The 19,779-nt window shown below is 72.5% G+C and carries 14 protein-coding genes; 7 read left to right on the top strand and 7 right to left on the bottom strand.

Features of this window, described 5'->3' with window-relative positions:
• Window position 1: 1 nt before the first annotated feature.
• Window positions 2-1,510: a hypothetical protein gene (locus tag M3666_RS14210; RefSeq protein ID WP_251155560.1), complete on the bottom strand. Its 1,509-nt coding sequence runs from the start codon at window positions 1,508-1,510 to the stop codon at window positions 2-4.
• A gap of 94 nt (window positions 1,511-1,604) precedes the next feature.
• Between M3666_RS14210 and M3666_RS14205 the strand changes: the two genes are divergently transcribed.
• Complete coding sequence (locus M3666_RS14205) at window positions 1,605-2,924, top strand: exopolysaccharide production protein (protein ID WP_251155559.1); 1,320 nt, start codon at window positions 1,605-1,607, stop codon at window positions 2,922-2,924.
• A 118-nt stretch (window positions 2,925-3,042) separates the two neighbouring features.
• Here M3666_RS14205 and M3666_RS14200 read toward each other — a convergent pair whose 3' ends face one another.
• The 4 genes from M3666_RS14200 to M3666_RS14185 form a co-directional block, all read right to left on the bottom strand.
• Window positions 3,043-3,801: a polyprenol monophosphomannose synthase gene (locus M3666_RS14200; protein WP_066655007.1), complete on the bottom strand. Its 759-nt coding sequence runs from the start codon at window positions 3,799-3,801 to the stop codon at window positions 3,043-3,045.
• A 32-nt stretch (window positions 3,802-3,833) separates the two neighbouring features.
• Window positions 3,834-5,168 (bottom strand): hypothetical protein, encoded by a 1,335-nt coding sequence (locus M3666_RS14195; protein WP_251155558.1) that lies wholly within the window; start codon window positions 5,166-5,168, stop codon window positions 3,834-3,836.
• A 218-nt stretch (window positions 5,169-5,386) separates the two neighbouring features.
• Window positions 5,387-7,474, bottom strand: a complete 2,088-nt coding sequence (locus tag M3666_RS14190) for a hypothetical protein (RefSeq protein ID WP_251155557.1) — start codon at window positions 7,472-7,474, stop codon at window positions 5,387-5,389.
• 241 nt (window positions 7,475-7,715) lie between these two features.
• The gene (locus tag M3666_RS14185; RefSeq protein ID WP_209685193.1) at window positions 7,716-8,747 is read right to left on the bottom strand and encodes a glycosyltransferase family 2 protein; all 1,032 of its coding nucleotides are present in this window, start codon (window positions 8,745-8,747) and stop codon (window positions 7,716-7,718) included.
• A 118-nt stretch (window positions 8,748-8,865) separates the two neighbouring features.
• Between M3666_RS14185 and M3666_RS14180 the strand changes: the two genes are divergently transcribed.
• The 6 genes from M3666_RS14180 (at window position 8,866) to M3666_RS14155 (ending at window position 16,856) form a co-directional block, all read left to right on the top strand.
• Window positions 8,866-11,433, top strand: a complete 2,568-nt coding sequence (locus tag M3666_RS14180; RefSeq protein WP_209685191.1) for a glycosyltransferase — start codon at window positions 8,866-8,868, stop codon at window positions 11,431-11,433.
• 91 nt (window positions 11,434-11,524) lie between these two features.
• On the top strand, window positions 11,525-12,421 hold the full coding sequence (locus tag M3666_RS14175; protein ID WP_209685190.1) for an ABC transporter permease: 897 nt from the start codon (window positions 11,525-11,527) through the stop codon (window positions 12,419-12,421).
• A 3-nt stretch (window positions 12,422-12,424) separates the two neighbouring features.
• On the top strand, window positions 12,425-13,672 hold the full coding sequence (locus M3666_RS14170; RefSeq protein ID WP_209685188.1) for an ABC transporter ATP-binding protein: 1,248 nt from the start codon (window positions 12,425-12,427) through the stop codon (window positions 13,670-13,672).
• Between the two features lies 1 nt (window position 13,673).
• Window positions 13,674-14,801 carry a glycosyltransferase family 1 protein gene (locus M3666_RS14165; RefSeq protein ID WP_209685187.1) on the top strand — a complete coding sequence of 376 codons (1,128 nt, stop codon included), beginning with the start codon at window positions 13,674-13,676 and terminating at the stop codon, window positions 14,799-14,801.
• On the top strand, window positions 14,798-15,673 hold the full coding sequence (locus M3666_RS14160; RefSeq protein WP_251155556.1) for a glycosyltransferase family 2 protein: 876 nt from the start codon (window positions 14,798-14,800) through the stop codon (window positions 15,671-15,673). Before M3666_RS14165 ends, M3666_RS14160 begins: the two co-directional genes overlap by 4 nt.
• 61 nt (window positions 15,674-15,734) lie before the next feature.
• Window positions 15,735-16,856 carry a glycosyltransferase family 2 protein gene (locus M3666_RS14155; protein WP_251155555.1) on the top strand — a complete coding sequence of 374 codons (1,122 nt, stop codon included), beginning with the start codon at window positions 15,735-15,737 and terminating at the stop codon, window positions 16,854-16,856.
• Between the two features lie 134 nt (window positions 16,857-16,990).
• On the opposite strand, the gene M3666_RS14150 is transcribed toward M3666_RS14155, so the two are convergent.
• Both M3666_RS14150 and rfbA read right to left on the bottom strand, forming a co-directional pair.
• On the bottom strand, window positions 16,991-18,916 hold the full coding sequence (locus tag M3666_RS14150; protein WP_251155554.1) for a glycosyltransferase: 1,926 nt from the start codon (window positions 18,914-18,916) through the stop codon (window positions 16,991-16,993).
• Complete coding sequence (rfbA, locus tag M3666_RS14145; protein ID WP_066655026.1) at window positions 18,916-19,779, bottom strand: glucose-1-phosphate thymidylyltransferase RfbA; 864 nt, start codon at window positions 19,777-19,779, stop codon at window positions 18,916-18,918. The genes M3666_RS14150 and rfbA overlap by 1 nt, the downstream gene beginning before the upstream one ends.

Below are 19,779 nucleotides of genomic sequence, written 5' to 3'. Positions count from 1 at the left end.
GTCACCGCCCGGTGCCACCGGTGCCGAGCACCAGCACACAGGGCACCCGTGCCTCCCACGGCAGCGCACCGATCATCACCGTCCCGGCAGGGTCCTGTCGGCACCGTGCCTCGGCGGCGACCACCTGCGGGTACCACTCCGGCCCCGTCGCGCGCTGCGCCGTACCGGGGAAGGCGGCGACCCAGGTGGCCACGAGGACCGCGACGACCGTCCACCCGAGGACGCGGCGGACCACCCGGACCGACCGGTGCCCACCGACGACGGTCGCGTCCGTGCCCGTGCCCGTGCCCGCGTCCGTGCCCGTGGCGTGCAGGGCGCCCGACCGCAGCACGTGTCCGACGAGCACCGACGCCGACACCACCAGCGCTGCGCTCAGCAGCATGCCGGCCGCGGCCGCGTAGCGCGAGGGTGTCGCGTCGAGCAGCGCGCCGGGGTCGGACCGGGACCACCGTCCGTTCGCCGAGGCGTTGGCCAGCAGTGCCGCCGACCACACCACGACCGACCCCACGGCGAGGGCAGACGCCAGCAGCACCGCACGACGGCGTCGCTCCCGCAGCCCGACGACGACCGCCGTGACGACGATCGCGACGAGCACCGCAGCGGGGACCCCGACCACCCACCAGCCCGAGGCCACGACCGCGCGGCCGACCGCTGCCAGGTCCGCTCGCCACAGGCCGCCGACGGTCTGCAGCAGGTACCCCGAGGCGACGTCGCGGACCGAGGGGTCGCCCCGCGGCGAGTCCCGGTCGGTGGTGAGGGCCGTCACGACCTGCGCGGCCCCAGCGCCGAGGGCCGCGACGGTGACGGGCAGCGCGCGGAGGACGCGCGCACGGCGGGAGGGCACCGCGGACGATGCGGGGGGCACCGCAGCGGACGCCGCGTCGGCGCGTCCGGCGGACGCTCCGGTCGCCCGGGCTCGGTCGCGTCCCGGCACCCAGGCGAGCAGGAGCAGCGGCAGGAAGAGCAGCGCCTGGACCTCGGTGGTGAGGACGAGCACGGCGACCAGGGCGAGCGTCACCGCCCCGGTCCGGGTCCGGGCACGCTGCGCGAACACCCACGGCGCGAGCAGGAGGGCGGTGGTGTGCAGGTTCGCAGCGTTGCCCAGCACCTCCCACGGTGCCGTGGGCAGCAGGACCGGCACCGCGGCCAGCACGACGCGGAGCACCGGCGACGGCACGGCGTCCGCGGCGAGGACGAAGACGCCGGCGCACGCAGCTCCGGTCAGGACGCAGCAGAGCGTCGTCACCGTGAGGGCGTACCAGGCGATCGGCAGCGCGAACCCGACGTCGACGACGAGTCGCGGGACGACGTGCAGGTACCCCGCGTACGGCTCGACGACGCTCGCGGCTGCTCCGAGGGCGAGGTGCTCGCGGAAGAAGAGCCCGGCGTCCTCGGCCCAGGCGGTCCCGCGCGCGACGGGTCCGAGTCGGACCCACGCCGCGAGCGCCGCCAGCAGCCCCACCCCGACGGCCGCGCCCGAGCGTCGGAGCCGGTCCCTCGTCGATGTCATCGGGGTCCGACGCTAGCGAGCGATCGACGATCCGCGATATCGACGCTCCGGTACGGCGCAGGTCCCGTGCGGCCGAGTACGTCAGACTGGACGGATGACGGACGGCAGGACGACGCGACGCATCCGCGCGCGCCGGTACCTGTCCGCCTGGATCGGATTCTCCGCCGGCGGTCGGTTCAGCCAGGCACTCGCGACGACCATCGTGCTCTTCGCGTTCGGCGAGCCGACCGTCCGCGTCCTGGTGGGTCCTGCCGGCACCTGGTCGGTGCTCGTGACCCTCGCCGTGCTCGCCGGGCTCAGCCTGCTCGGGCAGCGCTACCGGATCGAGTGGCACGGCGTCCTGCCGCTGTCACTGCTCGTCTTCGTCGGGTACTGCGCGCTGAGCGTGCTGTGGAGCGAGTACTCCTGGGTCGCCCTGCGCGGGCTCACCGCCACCGTCGGGTTCGTCGGACTCGGACTGTACCTCGCGCTCGGTCGCGACCTCGTCCAGGTCATCCGGGCGTGCGGCGACGCCTTCCGCATCCTGCTGGTCGTGTCGCTCGGGCTCGAGGTGCTGTCGGGGCTCGTGCTCGACCTGCCGATCCCGGCGTTGGGCATCCGCGGTGACATCGCCTTCGGCGGTCCGATCCAGGGCATCGGCGGGACGCGCAACTTCATGGGCTTCATCGCGGTGACCGCCCTGGTGACGTTCGTCGTGGAGTTCCTCACCCGCTCGGTGGCCCGGTGGCGTGCCGTCGCGTCCATGAGCGGCGCGGTCGTGACGCTCATGCTCGTGCAGTCGCCGATCACCGGGCTCGCGACGATCGCCCTCGCCGGGACCGCGCTCGCCCTCTGGACCCTGCGGCACGCACGGCCCTCGGTCCGGCCGCTGCTCGACGGCGTCCTCGCCACCCTGGTCGTGGCGGCGGGAGTGGTGCTCGTCGTGACCCGCGCACGGGTGCTCCCCCGCATCGGAGCTGCCGGTGGGACGACGACCCGGCTCGAGCTCTGGGATCAGATCCGCACGTTCATCGAGCAGAAGCCGATCCAGGGCTGGGGCTGGGTGGGGACCTGGCCGAGCGAGCCCGTCGTCCCGTTCGTCACGTTCATCGATCCGTCCGGCGCCCGGTTCACGTCCGGGTTGGACGCGGCCGTCGACGCCTGGCTGCAGGTCGGCCTCGCGGGCATGCTGCTGCTCCTCGGAGCGGGACTCCTCGCCTTCGCCCGGTCGTGGGTGACGGCGACGACCTTCCCCGGCGTGGCCTACGTCTGGCCCGCGGCGGTCCTCGTGCTCCTGGGCGTGACGAGCCTGGCCGAGAGCTACCTGCTGCACGGCGCGGGCCTGATGCTCTTCGTCACGGTGCTCGTGGTCGCCGCGCGCCGACGCTCGTGGCGCGTGCGGCTCCCCCGGCTCGAGGAACGCCCGCACCCCTGAGCGTGCGCGGCTGCCGACCGCGTTGCCGTCGCAGGCGACCGCGTTGCCCTCGCAGGCGAGCCCGCGGCTGGTGGCCGGTGGCCGGCGCTGGCCGTGGCCGTGGCCGTGGCCGAGGTCCCTAGCGTCGGGAACGCGGTCGGAACCGGCGCTGGAGCCCCCACTGCGTCGTCCGCACCATCGCCTCGACGATGATGTCCTTGCTCATCTTGGAGACACCGTGGATGCGGTCACGGAACCGGATCGGCACCTCGACGATCCGCCCGCCGAGGTCGTGGGTCCGGATGGTCATGTCGATCTGGAAGCAGTAGCCCTTCGAGTCGATCGACCCGAGGTCCATGCGCGCGATCGCGTCCGCCCGGTAGACGCGGAACCCGGCGGTGATGTCGTGCACGTCGATGCCGAGCATGATGCGCGCGTAGGTGTTGGCCCCACGGCTCAGGAACTCGCGGCGCTTGGGCCAGTCCACGACCGAGCCACCGCGCATCCAACGCGAACCGATGGCGAGCAGGACGTCGTCCGACGGGTCCGCGTCGGCGACCGCGGCGATGAGCGCCGGCAGGCGGTCGGCCGGGTGCGAGCCGTCGGCGTCCATCTCGACGAGCAGGTCGTAGCCGTGCTCGAGCCCCCAGCGGAACCCGGCGACGTAGGCCGTCCCGAGGCCGAGCTTGCCGGAGCGACGGAGCAGGTGGACCCGCTCGTCGGTCCGGGCCATCGCCTCGACGAGGTCGCCGGTGCCGTCCGGGCTGCCGTCGTCCACCACGAGGAGCCCTGCCGAGGGCACGGTCTCGAGGATCCGTGCCGCGATGTCCTTGATGTTCTCGGCCTCGTTGTAGGTCGGCACGATCACGAGGGGCTTGGCTTCGGTGTTGCGGGTCATGTCCTGCTCACGGTCGGGGTGGTCCGGCGCGGTCAGCGCTCGGCGTCCTGGTCGATGACGGCGCACGGCACCGTCACGGCCCACTGCGGGCCGGGGGCGATCTGCAGTGCTGCGTCGCGGTCCGGGTCGAGCTCGCACTCGGTCTCCGAGGTCTGGACCTGCTGGTCCCAGAACGGGCCGCCCTGCCGGCTCGACGCGTGCATCTCGAAGTTCGCGACGAAGGAGCTGACGACGGCCAGCACGAGGAGCGCACCAGCGGTCGTCGCGAGCCACGCGAGGGTACGCCGGGGCGCATCCTGCGGGTGCGGGTGCACGACGCCGGGCACGCGGACGCCACGGCTCAGCGCCACGTCCGCGATGACGGCGAACGCAGCGATGACGTACATCGATCCGGCCGCCGAGTACCGGAAGGTCCAGTTGCCCAGCCACTGCGCCGTGTCGAAGTGCGCGAAGGCGAGCATCGCGTTCGGGTTCAGCGCGACGGCACCGAACCAGACGGCGGCCGAGCCCCAGAGCATCGAACCGAGCGCCCAGCGCTGCGCGGATCCCCCGGCCCAGAACGCGAGCGCGGCGAGGAGCGCGGCGAACACGAGCGGGGCGACGACGATCCAGGTGCCGTGGTGCGCGATGACCTCACCGACACGCGACATGCTCCACGTCGCAGAGCCCGCGAAGGGCTGCACCGCGTACCCGAGCAGCATGTCCCCGACGGAGTTGTGCTCGACGTTCGGGGCTGCGCGCGGGTGGGCGAGGGTGGTCGCGACCTGCGCGAGACCGCCGACGAGCGTGCCGGCGATCACCGGCCAACGACGGCGGTTGCGGATGCCCAGGAAGAAGAGCGGGAAGAAGACGACGACCTGGATCTCGGTGAGCCCGGCGAGCAGCGTCGCCACGCCGAGGACGATGCCCCGCGTCCACGAGCGCACCGGGGCGAGCAGGGCGAAGGGCACGAGGTACATGAGGAACCAGTGCAGGTTCGCGGCGTTCGCCTGGATCTCGACCGGCCCGAGCGGCACGAGCACCGGGACGAGGGCGAGCAGGAGCCGGGCGACGACGGACCGGAGCACGCCCGCGGTCAGGACCCAGACCGCGGCACCGACCGCTGCCGTGACGGCGACGCAGAGCGCGGAGACGGTCACCGCGAACCGGTCGATCGGGGCGATCTCGCTGGCGATCGCGATCACGATCCGCGGGACGACGTGGAGGTAGCCCGCGTAGTCGTGGAACAGTGCTCCGGGGAAGCCGAGTCGGTACTGCTCCTGGAGGAAGACCTTGCCGTCCTCGGCCCACAGCGTGTTCCGGGCCTCGGGTGTCAGGCGCAGCCAGCCGAGGGCTGCGATGACCAGGAAGAGGACGACCGGCACCACCGCGGCACCCACGGACCGGCGGCGGGTGGCCGGCGCTGCTGGCGCATCGTTCGAGGTGCGTCCTCCGACTGAGCTGGTTCCGACCACCGGACGATCCTCTCACAGCGGTCGCGCCGCGCGGACACGGCGCGACGACCGATCGTCCGACGGGACGCAGGACGCCGCCGCCCGGGGTCGGGCGGCGGCGTCCTGCGGTCGACGTGCTGTGTCCGGGTGGGTCAGGGCACGGTCACGGTCCGGCAGCCGTACTCGGTGTTGCCCTGGCCCGCCGTGTCGAGGCCGTAGGCGCAGATCGTGTGCCGTCCGGCAGCGGCGGTCAACGTCACCGACCACCCGTGCGCCGCGCCCGCCTCCGGGTAGGCCCTGGCGACGTCCGGCCGGCTGTTCGAGGCCGTCGTGCGGACGCCCTTCGACCCGTCGTAGACGTCGACGGAGATCGTCGCGGCGGCGTCGTCGGGGTCGAACGCCCATCCGCCGACCCGGATGCCGCCCTTCACCGCGGTGACCTCGTCGAGGCTGCCGACGGGTGCCTGGCTGGTGACCGTGACCGTCCTGCACCCGAGGACCGGGTCCTTCTTGCCCGACTTCACGTGCAGCGCCCGGACGCACACCTCGTGGGTGCCCTTCGTCGCTGCGACGGTGGCCGAGAACCCGTGGGCGGAACCGTAGGAGGGGTACACCCGCTCCACGTCGGTCCGTGTGCGGTCCGCGACGAACTCCTGACGGTCACCGTCGACGTAGACGCGGACCTTGATCGAGTCCTTCGTGTCGCCGTCGAGCGCCCATCCCCCGACGGAGACCGACGACGCACCGACGGTGACGGAGTCGAGGGAGCCGATCGGGACGGACCCCGGCACGTTCACGGTCGTGCACGACCCCACCGTCGCGTTCGACCCCGCGCCGACGTTGAGTCCCGTCGCGCAGATGCGGTGGTTGCCGGCACCGACGGGCACCGTCGCGGCGAAGCCGTGCGCGGATCCGTACCCCGGGTACGCGCGACCGACGTCGGTCCGCTCCTTCGCGCCGGACAGCTGCTTCACGGTCTTGCCGTCGGCCTGGATCGTGACGCCGATGGACGACTTCGTCTCCGGGTCGATCGCCCACCCCGCCACGGAGACCCCGCCGGGCGCCGCCGACGCCCGGTCGAGCGAGCCGAACGGGGAACCGTCGGCGACGGTCACCGTCTTGCACCCGAGCGAGGCACGAGCCCGGGTGTCGGCGTTGACCGCCCAGACGCAGACCTGCTGCGAGCCCGGGGGCGCCGCGGTCGTGTGCTTGAACCCGTGGTTCGGCCCCTGCTTCGGGTACGCGGCACCGACGTCGTTGCGGACGCGGTTCGCGGTGGTCGACGTCTCGGTGCCGCCCACGGTGACGTCGACCCGGGTGCTCGCGCTGGTGTTCCGGTCGAGCGCCCAGCCCTCGACGGTCACCGAGTTGTAGCCGGCCGTGAGGACGTCGAAGCTGCCGAGCGCGGTGACCGGGGGCGCCGCGTTGCCGGTCGGGCTGCCGAACCAGTCGCTGTACATGCGCCAGAAGTTGCGGTTGCCGTAGGCCGAGCAGCCGTCGCCGGTGCCGTACAGGTTGTTCAGCGCGGCCGTGTTCGGGGTGTACGGCGTGTAGTAGTACAGCGCGGCCGTGGCCTTGTTCTGCACGTTCACGGGCTTGGTGCCGCAGGAGACCGGCACGTTGTACTGGATGTTGCGGGTGGCACCCGGGTTGAACCAGGTGAAGTAGTTGCTCGTCCCCGGCGGGTTGCTGTACCGCTTCCACTGCCAGGCGGACCAGTACATCTGGTTGCCGACACCGGCGTACGCGGGATCGCATCGGCCGCCGACGTTGTCGGGGCAGGCGTAGCCCATGGCCCGCTCGAGGACCGCGGCGGAGGGACCGCGGTTCGTGACCAGGCTCTGCTCCTTCTGCAGCGTGACGAGGAGCACCTTCGGGCTGATCCCGCACGCCGCGCTGACGCGGGTGACGATCTGCGCGGTGGAGAGGGACGAACCGCCGGTGACGGCCGAGCACATGGCGTCCCCACCGCGGCTGTTCATCGAGAACCGGCCGTTGCGCAGGCAGTTGCTGTTCGTGCAGGACGACACCTGGCTGTTCAGGAAGGCCTGCACCTGGTCGGCGGTCATCGCCGTGCCGTCGTAGAAGTTGGCGTCGGAGATGATGTTGCCGGCCTGGAACGACGACCCGCTGAGCGCCGAGGCGGGCTCCTGCGATGCGGTCGGACCGGAGACCTGCAGACCGACGAGCACGCTGGCGACCGCCAGCACGCTCGCAGCCATGGCGAGGAGCTTCTTCACGTCGGGGGCCTTCCTGAGGGGCGGACGACGGGTGCGAGCGAGCACGTGCTCCGGGAGCGGTCCGGAACGACCCTGTCCACGGTCCAGACCACACGTGTCACGAAACTGTACCTCCGTCACAGTGATCACACAGCCCCCGCGTCGGCCCCCGTCCGGGAGGCGCGCCACACCGCCGCCGGTCGCCCGCCGCTCCGGCGGGTGACCGGCTCCACCCCGGCCGGTCCCGTTCCTGGGACGACCCTCAGGTGCCGGTGTCGAGCAGCGACTCGACGGCACGACGTGCCGCAGCGCCCGTGCCGTCCGCGCGGCGGGCGCGACGGGCGTGCGCGACGAGACCCGGTGCCTCCCGGCCGAGTCGCGCCCACTGCGCCGGCGTGAGCTGCCCACCCGCGGGGCGGAGGAGGTCCCGGGCGGCGCGCGCGAGCGTCCGCAGCACGACCCGGCGCACCATCGGCGGCGAGCCGTTCCGCAGGACGACCGCCAGGCGGTTCCGCATGCTCTGGTACCGGACCAGGGGCGAGTCGCTGCCGGAGCTCGCCGCGTGCCGGTGCGTGACGACCGCGTCCGGAGCGTGGCGGACCTCGTACCCGGCGAGCCGGAGCCGCCACGACACGTCGAGGTCCTCGTAGTACATGAAGAGGGACTCGTCGAAGCCCCCGACGTCGGCGAGGGCGTCCCTGCGGAGGAACACCGCCCCGCCGGAGAAGCCGAAGAGCGGTGCGGTCTCCGGTGCGTCCTGCAGCGGCCGCAGCCAGTCACGGTCGCGGCCGTTGCCGGAGCGGTCGAGCACGACCCCCGTCCCGTTGACGAGCGTGCGGCCGTCGGCGTCGCGACGCCACCGTCGGCCGTCCACACCCACCAGGTCGTCCGGCCCCGGGGCGGCGCCGACGGGGACGGGGACGAACCCGCCCTCGAGCACGACCGTCGCGGCGACCGCGGCCACGCGGTCCCCACCGGCGGCCAGGGCCGCGAGACCGCGGGCGAGGAAGCCGTGGTCCGCGACGGCGTCGTTGTTGAGGAGCGCGACGACGGGCGCCGAGGCGGCCGCGATCCCCCGCGCGACCCCGCCGGCGAAGCCCGCGTTCGTCGGCTCGGCGACGAGGACGACCGCGGGCAGGTCGGCGCGGTAGTCGGCGACGGTGCGGTCGTCGGCCTCGTTGACGACGAGCACCACCTCGACCTCGGCGTCGACCCGCTGCGACCGCACGGAGTCGATCGCGCGCCGGGTGAGCTCGGGCTGGTGCCAGTCGACGATGACCACGGAGACGTCCACGTGTCCAGTCTCGCAGCCCGTGCGGCCCCGGTCCGCCGACGGTGCCCGGGTATAGTGGTGCCGCTTTCCGGGCACCGCCCGCGAGCCACCACTGCAAGCCGACGTACGGAGCCCTCCCATGTCCACCTTCGCGCCCCGCGTGTCCGTCGTCGTCATCAACTTCCGCGGGACGGACGACACGCTCGAGTGCATCGCGCGGCTCAGCGAGGTGGACTGGCCGGCCGACCGGCTCGAGATCGTCGTGGTCGAGAACGGCTCCGGCGACGACAGCGAGGCCCGCCTCCGCGCCGAGCTCGGCGACCGGGCGAACGTCCGCATCATCGTCTCCCCCGAGAACCTCGGCTTCACCGGCGGCAGCAACCTCGGCGCGCGCGAGGCGACCGGCGACGTGGTCGCGTTCCTCAACAACGACGCGAAGCCGCACCCGGCCTGGGTGAAGGAGGGCATCGCCGGCTTCGCCCCGAGCCCGCGCGTCGCCGCCGTGGCGAGCAAGGTCCTCGACTGGGAGGGCCGCACCATCGACTTCGTCGAGTCCGGCCTCAGCTGGTTCGGGATGGGCTACAAGGCGCACATCGCCGAGCTCGACGACGGCCGCTTCGACGAGCCGCGTGACCTGCTCTTCGGCACCGGGTCGGCGCTGTTCGTCCGTCGCGACGTCTTCCTCGAGGTCGGCGGCTTCGACGACGGCCTCTTCATGTTCTACGACGACGTGGACCTGGGATGGCGGCTCAACCTGCTCGGCTACCGGGTCCGGTTCGCGCCGCGGTCGGTCGTCTACCACAAGCACCACGGCTCGATGAAGTCGTTCGGCGACCACCGCGAGATGTACCTGCTCGAGCGGAACGCCCTGCACCTGCTCTACAAGAACCTGTCCGAGGAGAACCTCGGTGTGTTCCTGCCCGCGGCCCTGGCGCTGCTGGCGCGCCGTGCCGTCGCCAAGAGCGGTCGCGACTCGCAGGAGTTCGACATCCGCCGGTTCGTGGGCGCCCCGGACGAGTTCGACCCCCTGACGCCGATCTCGAAGGAGACCGTCGCCGGGTTCTTCGCACTCGACCAGTTCGTCGCCGACCTGCCGCGCCTGTCCGAGGAGCGTCGACGCATCCAGTCGCAGCGCGTGCGGAGCGACAAGGACGTGTTCCGGCTGTTCGGCGATGCGTTCAAGCCGCTGTTCGAGGACGGCTACTTCCTCGAGGGCTACCGCGCGATCCTCGAGTCCTTCGACGTCGAGGCACCGATGCACCGCACGAAGGTCCTCGTCATCACGGGCGACGCACTGGGCGAGAAGATGGCCGGTCCGGGGATGCGCGCGTGGAAGATCGCCGAGGCCCTCGCCCCGGACAACGACGTGCGCCTGGTCACCTGGAACGTCGCGAACCGCAAGTCCGACACCTTCGAGGTCGCCCGCGTCCCGCTCCAGCACGAGCGCTCCATGCGCGAGCACGAGGAGTGGGCGGACGTCATCTTCTTCCAGGGCTACGCCCTGCACCACTTCACCACCCTGCAGCAGTCGAACAAGATCATGGTCGTCGACCTGTACGACCCGATGCACCTCGAGCAGCTCGAGCAGGCCCGCGACAACGGCGACGTCGGGTGGCGCAACCAGGTCACGAGCACGACCGAGGTCATCAACGCGCAGCTCGAGCGCGGGGACTTCTTCCTCTGTGCCTCCGAGCGTCAGCGCCTGTTCTGGCTCGGCCAGCTCGCGGCGGTCGGCCGCGTCAACCCGGACAACTACCTGGCGGACGACAACCTGCAGAAGCTGATCGCCATCGCGCCGTTCGGCATGGACTCGAAGCCCCCGCAGCACGAGCGCAAGGCCATCCGTGGTGTCACCCCCGGCATCGGCGAGGACGACAAGGTCGTCATCTGGGGCGGCGGCATCTACAACTGGTTCGACACCCCGTCGCTCGTCCGCGCGATCGCGCAGGTCGCCGAACGCCACGACGACATCCGCCTGTTCTTCCTCGGTGTCGCGCACCCGAACCCGGACGTGCCCGAGATGGCCATCGTCTCGGAGACCCGCCGCATCAGCGACGAGCTCGGCCTGACGGGCAAGCACGTGTTCTTCAACGAGCAGTGGGTCGCGCTCGACGACCGGCAGAACTACCTGCTCGAGGCCGACGCCGGCGTGAGCACGCACTTCGCGCACATCGAGACGACCTTCTCGTTCCGCACCCGCATCCTCGACTACATGTGGGCGAACCTGCCGATCGTCACGACCGACGGCGACAGCTTCGGCGACCTCGTCGCAGCCGAGGGCATGGGCGTCGCGGTCACGGAGCGTGACGTGGACGCACTCGCAGCGGCCCTCGAGTCGATGCTGTACGACCCGGAGGCCGCCCAGGCCGCTCGGGACGCGGTCCGTCGCGTCCGCGACGACTTCACGTGGGAGCGCGCGCTCGCCCCGCTCGTCGAGTTCTGCAAGGACCCGCAGCCGGCGGCGGACCGCGCCCACGACGCCGCGGTGCCGGCCGGCTCCGTCACGGCCGGCAGCCGTCCGCGCGTCGCGCTGAGCCCGGCGCGTCAGCGGGAGATGGAGTTCCACGAGATCGCCAACAGCCGCCACGGCGTCGTCCGCGACGTCCGGCTGGCCACCTGGTACCTGCGGCAGAACGGCGTCTCCGGCCTGCGGGCGAAGGTCCAGGACCGCGTGCGGCTGATGCGCGAGAGCAAGAACGGGCGTTGACGTCCACACCGAGGGCGCGGACGGCTGCGAGGTACAGTTGTCCGTCGCCACAGTGCACGCCCACCCCCAGTGCACGAACACAGAGGAACGCATGAGCAACATCGTCACCGACCGGTTCGAACGCCTCCGGCACGAACGGATGGTCCCCGCGGGCCGCCCGGCGTCCGCCGTCGTGGGTTCGGTGCGCGAGGTCCTCGCGCACCGGCAGCTGCTCGACCTGCTGATCCGCCGTGACCTGAAGTCCCGCTACAAGGACAGCGTCCTCGGGTTCGCCTGGACCCTCATCCGGCCGCTGGTCCAGCTCGCGATCTACTACTTCGTGCTCGGTCAGATCCTCGGTGCGTCCCGGAACATCCCGGAGTTCGCGATCTACGTCTTCTCCGGTCTGACGCTGTACGGCCTGTTCAGCGAGATCGTGGCGTCCGGCACGGCGTCGATCGTCAGCAATGCGGGGCTGATCAAGAAGGTCTACCTGCCCCGCGAGATCTACCCGCTCGCCAGCGTCGGCTCGGCGCTGTTCAACTTCGGCGTGCAGATGATCGTCCTGCTCGTCGCCGCGGTGCTGCAGAGCGGGTTCGCCTGGTGGCGCCCGGACCTGCTGTTCTTCTTCCCCGCGACGCTCGTCATCCTGATCTGGGCCACCGCGCTGGCCCTGCTGCTCGCCGCGCTCAACGTGTACCTGCGTGACATGCAGTACCTGGTCGAGGTGCTCGTGCTCCTGCTCATGTGGGGCTCCCCCATCGTCTACAGCTGGCAGATGGTGGCGACGCGCGCTCCGGAGTGGCTGCTCACGCTGTACACGTCCAACCCGATCACGCTCGCCGTGCTCGGCATCCACCGGGCCTTCTGGTCCGCCGGTGCCGACTCGGAGTACCCGGAGCACCTGCTGCTCCGCCTCGGCATCGCCGCGCTCGTGGGACTCGTCGCACTCTTCGCGTGCCAGCGCGTGTTCGCAAAGCTGCAGGGCAACTTCGCCCAGGAGATCTGATCGATGAGCATCGACAACGACACGACCACCGACGCCGGTTCGCCCGCGTCGCCCTTCGCCGGCGCCCCCGACGTCGTCACGGTCCGGAACGTCTCGAAGAAGTTCACGATCCGTAAGGACAACTCGCTCAAGGAACGTGTCGTCACGCTCGGCCGCGCCGGTCGGCGGCACAGCGAGGACTTCTGGGCGCTCCGCGACGTCAGCCTCGACATCCCCGCGGGCACGACCATCGGGCTGCTCGGACCGAACGGGTCCGGCAAGTCGACCCTGCTCAAGACGATCGGCGGCATCCTCGAGCCGAGCTCCGGCACGGTCGAGCGCCGCGGTCGACTGGCCGCGCTCATCGAGCTCGGCGCCGGCTTCCACCCGGACCTGACCGGTCGCGAGAACGTGTACCTCAACGCCGCGATCCTCGGCCAGACGCAGGAGGAGACCGAGGCCCGCTTCGACGACATCCTGCAGTTCTCCGGCATCGGCGACTTCATCGACACCCAGGTGAAGTTCTACTCGTCGGGCATGTACGTCCGACTCGCCTTCGCCGTCGCGATCAACACCGACCCGGACGTCCTGCTCGTGGACGAGGTGCTGGCCGTCGGCGACGAGCAGTTCCAGAAGAAGTGCCTCGACAAGATCCGCGAGTTCCAGGAGCAGGGCCGCACGATCATCCTCGTGTCGCACTCCCTCGGGCAGGTCCAGGAGCTCTGCGACTCCGCGGTCGTCCTGCACCACGGCGAGGTCAAGTTCCAGGGGTCCGCCCGACTCGCGGTGAAGAACTTCCGCGAGATCCTCGAGGACCGCCGCGTGGCCGAGGTCGAGGCGAACCACCCGGAGGAGGAGGCCAACCCGGGCAAGGTCGAGCACGTCGAGCTCGAGATCCCCGGCCGTGAGCCGGGAGCCGAGCACCGGCACGGCGACGACCTGGTCGTCCGGGCGACCTTCTCGCACGCCACCGTGCTGCCGGAGTGGCGCGCCGGCATCAAGATCGAGACGCACCTCGGTCACCCCGCGTTCGGCGTCGACAGCCGGCAGCTGCAGACGCACCACGCCCCGCTGGACGGCACCGCGACGGTCGAGTGGCGTCTCGAGGACCTCCGGCTCGGGGGTGGGCAGTACTTCGTCCACGTGTTCCTCGCCAAGCCGAACGGCGAGCACATCGTGATCCAGCGCGAGGCGGCCCGCTTCGTCGTCACCGACGAGGACACGCAGTCCGGCATCGCCTGGACGAAGACCACCGAGCGCCAGGTCCGCTGACGTGCGGGCACTCCCCGTGCTCGTCGACGCGACCTCGGTCCCCCCGAACCGCGGCGGCGTCGCTCGCTACATCGCCGGTCTGCTGCAGGGCCTCGGCGACCTGGACGTCCGCGTCGACGTCGTCGCGAAGCCCACTGACCTCGCGTGGCTGCGCGGACTCGCACCGGCGCACCGGTACCACGCCGCCCCCGGTTGGACCGCGTCGCGGCCCCTTCGACTGCTGTGGGAGCAGGTCGGCCTGCCGGGGCTGCTCCGACGGAGCGGGGCGACCGTCCTGCACAGTCCGCACTACACGTTCCCGGTGACCCGCGCCTCCCGGACGGTCGTCACCCTGCACGACGCGACGTTCTTCTCGGACCCGGCCGCGCACTCGCGCCTGAAGGTGGCGTTCTTCCGCGGGTGGACCCGGGTGGCGCGCCGGTGGGCCCGCGCGACGGTGGCGCCGAGCGCCGCGACGGTCGCGGAGCTCGACCGTCTGGCGGGCCGGGCCCGCCGAGCCACGGTCGTCGCACACCTCGGCGTCGACGCGACCGTCTTCCGCGTGCCGTCGGCGACCGAGACCGCCGCCTTCCGCGACGCCCACGACCTCGACCCGGACACCGACTGGATCGCGTTCCTCGGGACCGTCGAACCCCGCAAGCAGGTGCCGGCGCTCCTCGCCGCGCACCGAGCCCTGCGCACCCGCGGCACCACCGTCCCACCGCTGCTCGTCGCAGGCGGACTCGGCTGGGACGAGCCTGCCCGTGCCGAGCTCACCACCGCCGGCGACGTGCCCGGCGCGCCCGTCCGGTACCTCGGGTACCTGCCGGTGGAGGAGCTCCACGTCCTGCTCGGAGCCGCGCGCGTCACGGCCTACCCGAGCACCGGCGAGGGCTTCGGGCTGCCGGTGCTCGAGGCGATGGCGTCCGGCGGCGACGTCCTGACGACCCGCCGGCTCGCGATCCCCGAGGTCGGTGGCGACGCGGTCACCTACACGGAACCGGACACCGACGCCATCCGCGACGCGCTCGCGGCGATGCTCGACGAGCCCGCCGACGCCCGCGCCGACCGCGTGCGTCGGGCCCGCGCGCGAGCCGCCGGGTTCACCTGGGCCGCCTGCGCCGAGCGCCACGTGGAGGTCTACGCGTGAGCGACAGGACGCCGCACGGTGGTGCGCCCGCCGGCAGGGCGGCGATCGTCACGGTGTCGTACGAGTCCGGCGACGTGCTGCCCGCGTTCCTGGCGTCCACCGCCGCAGCGAGCACCCGGGACGTCGAGGTCGTGGTCGCCGACAACGACTCGTCGACCGCCGACGCGCTCCGCCGCGTGACCGAGTCGGCCGGGGCGCGCTTCGTCGCGGTCGGCGCGAACCTCGGGTACGGGGCGGCCGTCAACCGTGCCGTGGCCTCGCTCGACCCCGACGTGCGGTGGGTCCTCGTGTCCAACCCCGACGTCGTGCTGGCCCCCGGAGCGCTCGACCGCCTGGTCGCCACCGCCGAGACGGACCGGGCGATCGGGGCCGTCGGTCCGCGCCTGCTCGAGCCCGACGGCGCGGTCTACCCGTCGGCGCGGCTCGTCCCCTCGCTCCGCACCGGGCTCGGTCACGCGGTCTTCGCGAACGTCTGGCAGGGCAACCCGTGGACGAAGCGCTACCGGCAGGACGGTGACCACACGGTGCGTCGCGACGCCGGCTGGCTGTCCGGCGCGTGCGTGCTGGTGCGCCGCGACGTGTTCGAACGCCTGGGCGGCTTCGACGAGGCCTACTTCATGTACTTCGAGGACGTCGACCTCGGCTGGCGCATCGGCCGCCTCGGACTGCGGAACGTGTACGAGCCGGAGGCGATCGCCACCCACGTCGGCGGCACCGCGACGCGCGGGTCCTCGGACCGGATGCGCCGTGCCCATCACGAGAGCGCCTACCGCTTCCTGGCCGGCAAGTACGCCGCGTGGTGGCTCTGGCCGTTGCGAGCGGTGCTCCGCCTGGCGCTGGCCGTGCGTGCGCGAGCCACGCGGACCCGCTGAACCCCGGTAACCTCTCAGGGAAGCACGCCCACCCGCCCTCCCCCGACCCGGATTGCAGCACATGATCCTCGCCGTCACCCTGATGGTCCGCGACGAAGCGGACGTCATCCCCGCCTGGCTCGACCACCACGTCGCCCAGGGCTTCGACGTCTTCGTCATCACCGACAACGGTTCGACGGACGGGACGACCGCCCTGCTCGAAGCGTTCGCCGAACGTGACGACGTCACCGTCGACCTGCGCCACGACCCCGTCCACCGCAAGCAGCAGGGCACCGTCGTGACCGGCATGGCCCGCGACGCCGCGGCGGTGCACGGGGCCGACTGGGTGGTGAACGCGGACGCCGACGAGTTCGTCCTGCCCGTCGACCGGTCGCTCACCGTCCGCCGGGTCCTCGAACGCCTCGACCCGGTCGTCGGCGCCTTCACCGTCCCCGTCGTGAACCTCGTCGGCGCACTCGCCGAGTCGGGTGCCGGAGTCGAACGCCTGCACTGGCGCGACGAGCGCTCCGTCGACGAGCTCACCGCCATCGGCCTGCTCGCCCCGCCCACCGCGAACGCCGTCCACGTCGGTGACCCGGACATCACGGTCGTGCAGGGCAACCACCAGGTCAGCGTGGCGAACGGCGCCCCGGTGCCCGAGGAGCTCGCACTCGAGGTCCTGCACCTGCCGTGGCGGTCCTGGGCGCAGTACGCCCACCGGGTCGAGGTCACCGGCCGCGCCTACGACGCCAACCCCGACCTGACGCCGAGCCCGCGCCACCACGGGATGCGCGACTGGCGCCGCCTGCAGGAGGGGGTCCTCCAGCCCGTCTTCGCCCTGCGCTTCGTCACCGAGGACGAGGCCGAGGCGGGTCCGTTCACGCGCGACGACGGCGTCGCCGACGTCCTGCGACGCGCGGGATCGGCCGCCCTCGGCGACGCCGAGCCGGTCGTCCCGACCGACCGCCTCGAGGAGCTCCGCGCACTCGGCCGCGCGGTCGTCGACCGTGACCACCGGATCGCCGACCTCGAGGACGAGGTCCGCCAGGCGACGGAGCTCGCGGACTCGCTGCGTCGGACGGTGCAGTTCGAACGCGATGCCCATCGTGCGACCGAGGCCGAACTGTCCGCGGTGCGCGCACGACGGGTCGTCCGGCTCGCCGACCGCGCCGGCGCCGTCGCACGGCGGATCCGCGCGCGCTGACGAGGACCGGCCGGGTGCGGCACCGTGCGCCAGCCGGGTGGGCCGCGCTGACCATCCCGTCCGCGCCGATCCCGTCGACCGCGTCAGCCGCATCGGCCCTGCGGGCCGGGGCACCCGCGCGGGCGCGCTGCCCGTCAGCCCTGCGCGCGGACGCGACGCACGGCGTCGAGCAGCGTCTCGGCCCGGTTCCGGAACGAGTGCTCGGCGCCGATCCGCTCCCCCCGCGCCACACGTTCCTCGAGCGTCGCCGACTCCCCCGCGCGGACGGTCTCGCGGAGCTGCTCGACCGAGGTGTACGTCCGCACCGCGCCGTGGAAGAGGTCGTCGACCCCCGGCACCGGATCGGTCACGACCAGCGCCCCCGAGGCAGCGGCGTCGAACAGCCGGTTCGACAGGAAGCCGTCCCGCGCCATGTCGTCCCAGTGGTCGTTGAGCACCACCCGGGCGGTCCGGTAGAGCGCCGGCAGCTCGTCGTTCGCCACGAACACGCCGCGGTGCACGCCCTCGGGCAGGAGCCCCTCCCAGCCCTCGCCCCACACCGCGAGGTCCACCCCGGCCTCGACCGCGTCGCGGACCACGGGCCGGAACACCCGTCGGGTCTTCCCGACGAACGCGGTGTCGAGCGCGCCGAACGCGGCGTCCGGAGCACCCGGGTGGAAGCGGGCAGGGTCGGTCGCCTGCAGCAGCGGCGCGACCGGCAGCCCCGTCTCCCCGGCGACCCGGGTGGCCCACACCGGCCCGGCGGCGAACCGCAGGTCGTAGCGTGCCAGCTCCGCCGGCGTCACGAGGTCCGGGTGCGAGATCACCCAGAGCACGTTCGTCGCCGAGGGGTGCACCGGGGTGTCGTCGAGTCCGCGCAGGGTCAGCGCGACGTCGTCGAGGTGCTCGGAGAAGGGCCGGACGTGCGACTCGCGGTGGTCGACGACGACCTCCTGCCCGAGACCCCGCAGCGCCCGCGCGAGGTCGCGCGCGAAGAACGTGTCCCCCCAGTCGTCCCCCCGTGCCCCCGGGTGCGCCGCGATCCGCAGCGACCAGCGCAGCCGTTCCCCGCGGTCGCGCAGGGACAGCCGCTCGGTGCCCCGCTCGGCCCGGACGACGGGTTCGCGGAGCGCCACGGGTGCACCGACCGGGTCCGCGGTACCCCGGGCCGGGAGGAATCCCAGGCACTCCAGTGCCGGCGCGGTGCACTCGTCGCGACGTCCTCGCCAGACCGCGAGCGCATCCGCCGCGTCCGCGTCGTAGCGCCGTTCGCGGACGGCCGGGTCGCCGTAGGCCCGCCCGAGCGGCACGAGGACGCAGTCGCCGTGCAGGTCGTCGGCGGTGTCGCGGGTCAGCCGGGCGACCGCGGTGCGGGTGTCGACGGTGCGGACGGGGTCCGCGAGCGCGGCGACGGGCGCGGCGAAGCAGGGCAGGTCCGCCGCGAAGACGGCCGTGCCGTCGAGTCGGTCGGCGTCCTCGGCGGGGTGGCCGCGCAGCAGCGACGCGACCGGGGCGGTCGGCTGGGGCAGGGACGCGCCGGCGCTCAGCACCACGTCGTCGGCCGACCGGACGACGGCCACGGCGACCCGCGCCTCCCGGCCGACCGTCGCGACGAGCCGGGCGTGGGCGCCCTCGGGGAGGGTGATCGCGGCGTCCTGGACCACGACCGTGGCGGACCGGAGCTGCGCGCGTGCCGCGGCGACCGCGCCGCCCCAGGTCGCCGCGACCGTGCGCTGCGCGACCACGTGGTCGGCCGCTGGCTCGACCGGCGCGTAGGTGCTCGTCGGGCCGGCGTGCACGTCGTACGCACTGACGACGACCGTGCGTGCGCCGGCGGCGACCGCGGCGGCGACCGACGGTCGGTGCGCTCCGTCCCGGAACGACCGCTCCTGCACGGTCACGACGACGTCGAACCCGTCCGGTGCGACCGTCGGCCGGTCCGTCACGAGGGACGTGTCGACCGGGAGGCGCGGCTCGGCCGCTCCGTCGACCCCACCACCGCGGGTGGTGGCGTCGGGACCCGTCCGCTCGGCTCCCGCAGCAGCGGGCCGCCCGAACAGCCGGCCGAGCCGGGACGCCATCAGCCCTGCAGCAGGGCGTTCAGGTAGACGCCGTAGCCGCCCTTGACGAGGGGTGCCGCGAGGTCGGCGAGCTGTGCGTCGTCGATCCACCCGTTGCGCCAGGCGATCTCCTCGATGCAGCCGATCTTGAAGCCCTGGCGGTCCTCGATGACCTTGACGTACTCGGACGCCTGCATCATCGACTCGAACGTGCCGGTGTCGAGCCAGGCGGTCCCGCGGTCGAGGACCTGCACGCCGAGCTTGCCCGCCTCGAGGTACCGCTCGTTGACGGTGGAGATCTCGAGCTCACCGCGTGCGCTGGGCTCGATGGTCTTCGCGATCTCGATGACCGAGTTGTCGTAGAAGTACAGCCCCGGGACGGCGTAGTTCGACTTCGGCTGCGCGGGCTTCTCCTCGATGGAGACCGCGGTGAACGCGTCGTCGAACTCGACGACGCCGTACGCCGTGGGGTCGGCCACGTGGTAGGCGAAGATGGTCGCTCCGTCGACGCCGGTGTTCTTCCGCAGGTTCGTGCCGAGGCCGGTGCCGTGGAAGATGTTGTCGCCGAGGACCAGCGCGACGCTGTCGTCGCCGATGAACTCCTCGCCGATGACGAACGCCTGCGCCAGGCCGTCCGGGCTCGGCTGCACGGCGTACTGGATGTCCATGCCGAGCGACGAACCGTCGCCGAGCAGGGCCTTGAACTGCTCGTTGTACTCCGGCGTCGTGATGACGAGGACCTCGCGGATGCCGGCCATCATGAGCGTCGACAGCGGGTAGTAGACCATCGGCTTGTCGTAGATCGGCATGAGCTGCTTGCTGATGCCCTTGGTGATGGGCCAGAGGCGCGTGCCGGAACCACCGGCGAGGATGATGCCCTTCAT

Source organism: Curtobacterium sp. ODYSSEY 48 V2, from assembly GCF_023712625.1.
Lineage (GTDB): Bacteria > Actinomycetota > Actinomycetes > Actinomycetales > Microbacteriaceae > Curtobacterium.
This window is presented reverse-complemented; position numbering and strand designations above follow the sequence as displayed.

Coding starts and splice junctions, on each gene's coding strand:
- M3666_RS14210 (WP_251155560.1), bottom strand. CDS start 1,510: ATGACATCGACGAGGGACCGGCTCCGACGCTCGGGCGCGGCCGTCGGG.
- M3666_RS14205 (WP_251155559.1), top strand. CDS start 1,605: ATGACGGACGGCAGGACGACGCGACGCATCCGCGCGCGCCGGTACCTG.
- rfbA (WP_066655026.1), bottom strand. CDS start 19,779: ATGAAGGGCATCATCCTCGCCGGTGGTTCCGGCACGCGCCTCTGGCCC.
- M3666_RS14155 (WP_251155555.1), top strand. CDS start 15,735: ATGATCCTCGCCGTCACCCTGATGGTCCGCGACGAAGCGGACGTCATC.
- M3666_RS14170 (WP_209685188.1), top strand. CDS start 12,425: ATGAGCATCGACAACGACACGACCACCGACGCCGGTTCGCCCGCGTCG.
- M3666_RS14150 (WP_251155554.1), bottom strand. CDS start 18,916: ATGGCGTCCCGGCTCGGCCGGCTGTTCGGGCGGCCCGCTGCTGCGGGA.
- M3666_RS14180 (WP_209685191.1), top strand. CDS start 8,866: ATGTCCACCTTCGCGCCCCGCGTGTCCGTCGTCGTCATCAACTTCCGC.
- M3666_RS14175 (WP_209685190.1), top strand. CDS start 11,525: ATGAGCAACATCGTCACCGACCGGTTCGAACGCCTCCGGCACGAACGG.
- M3666_RS14200 (WP_066655007.1), bottom strand. CDS start 3,801: ATGACCCGCAACACCGAAGCCAAGCCCCTCGTGATCGTGCCGACCTAC.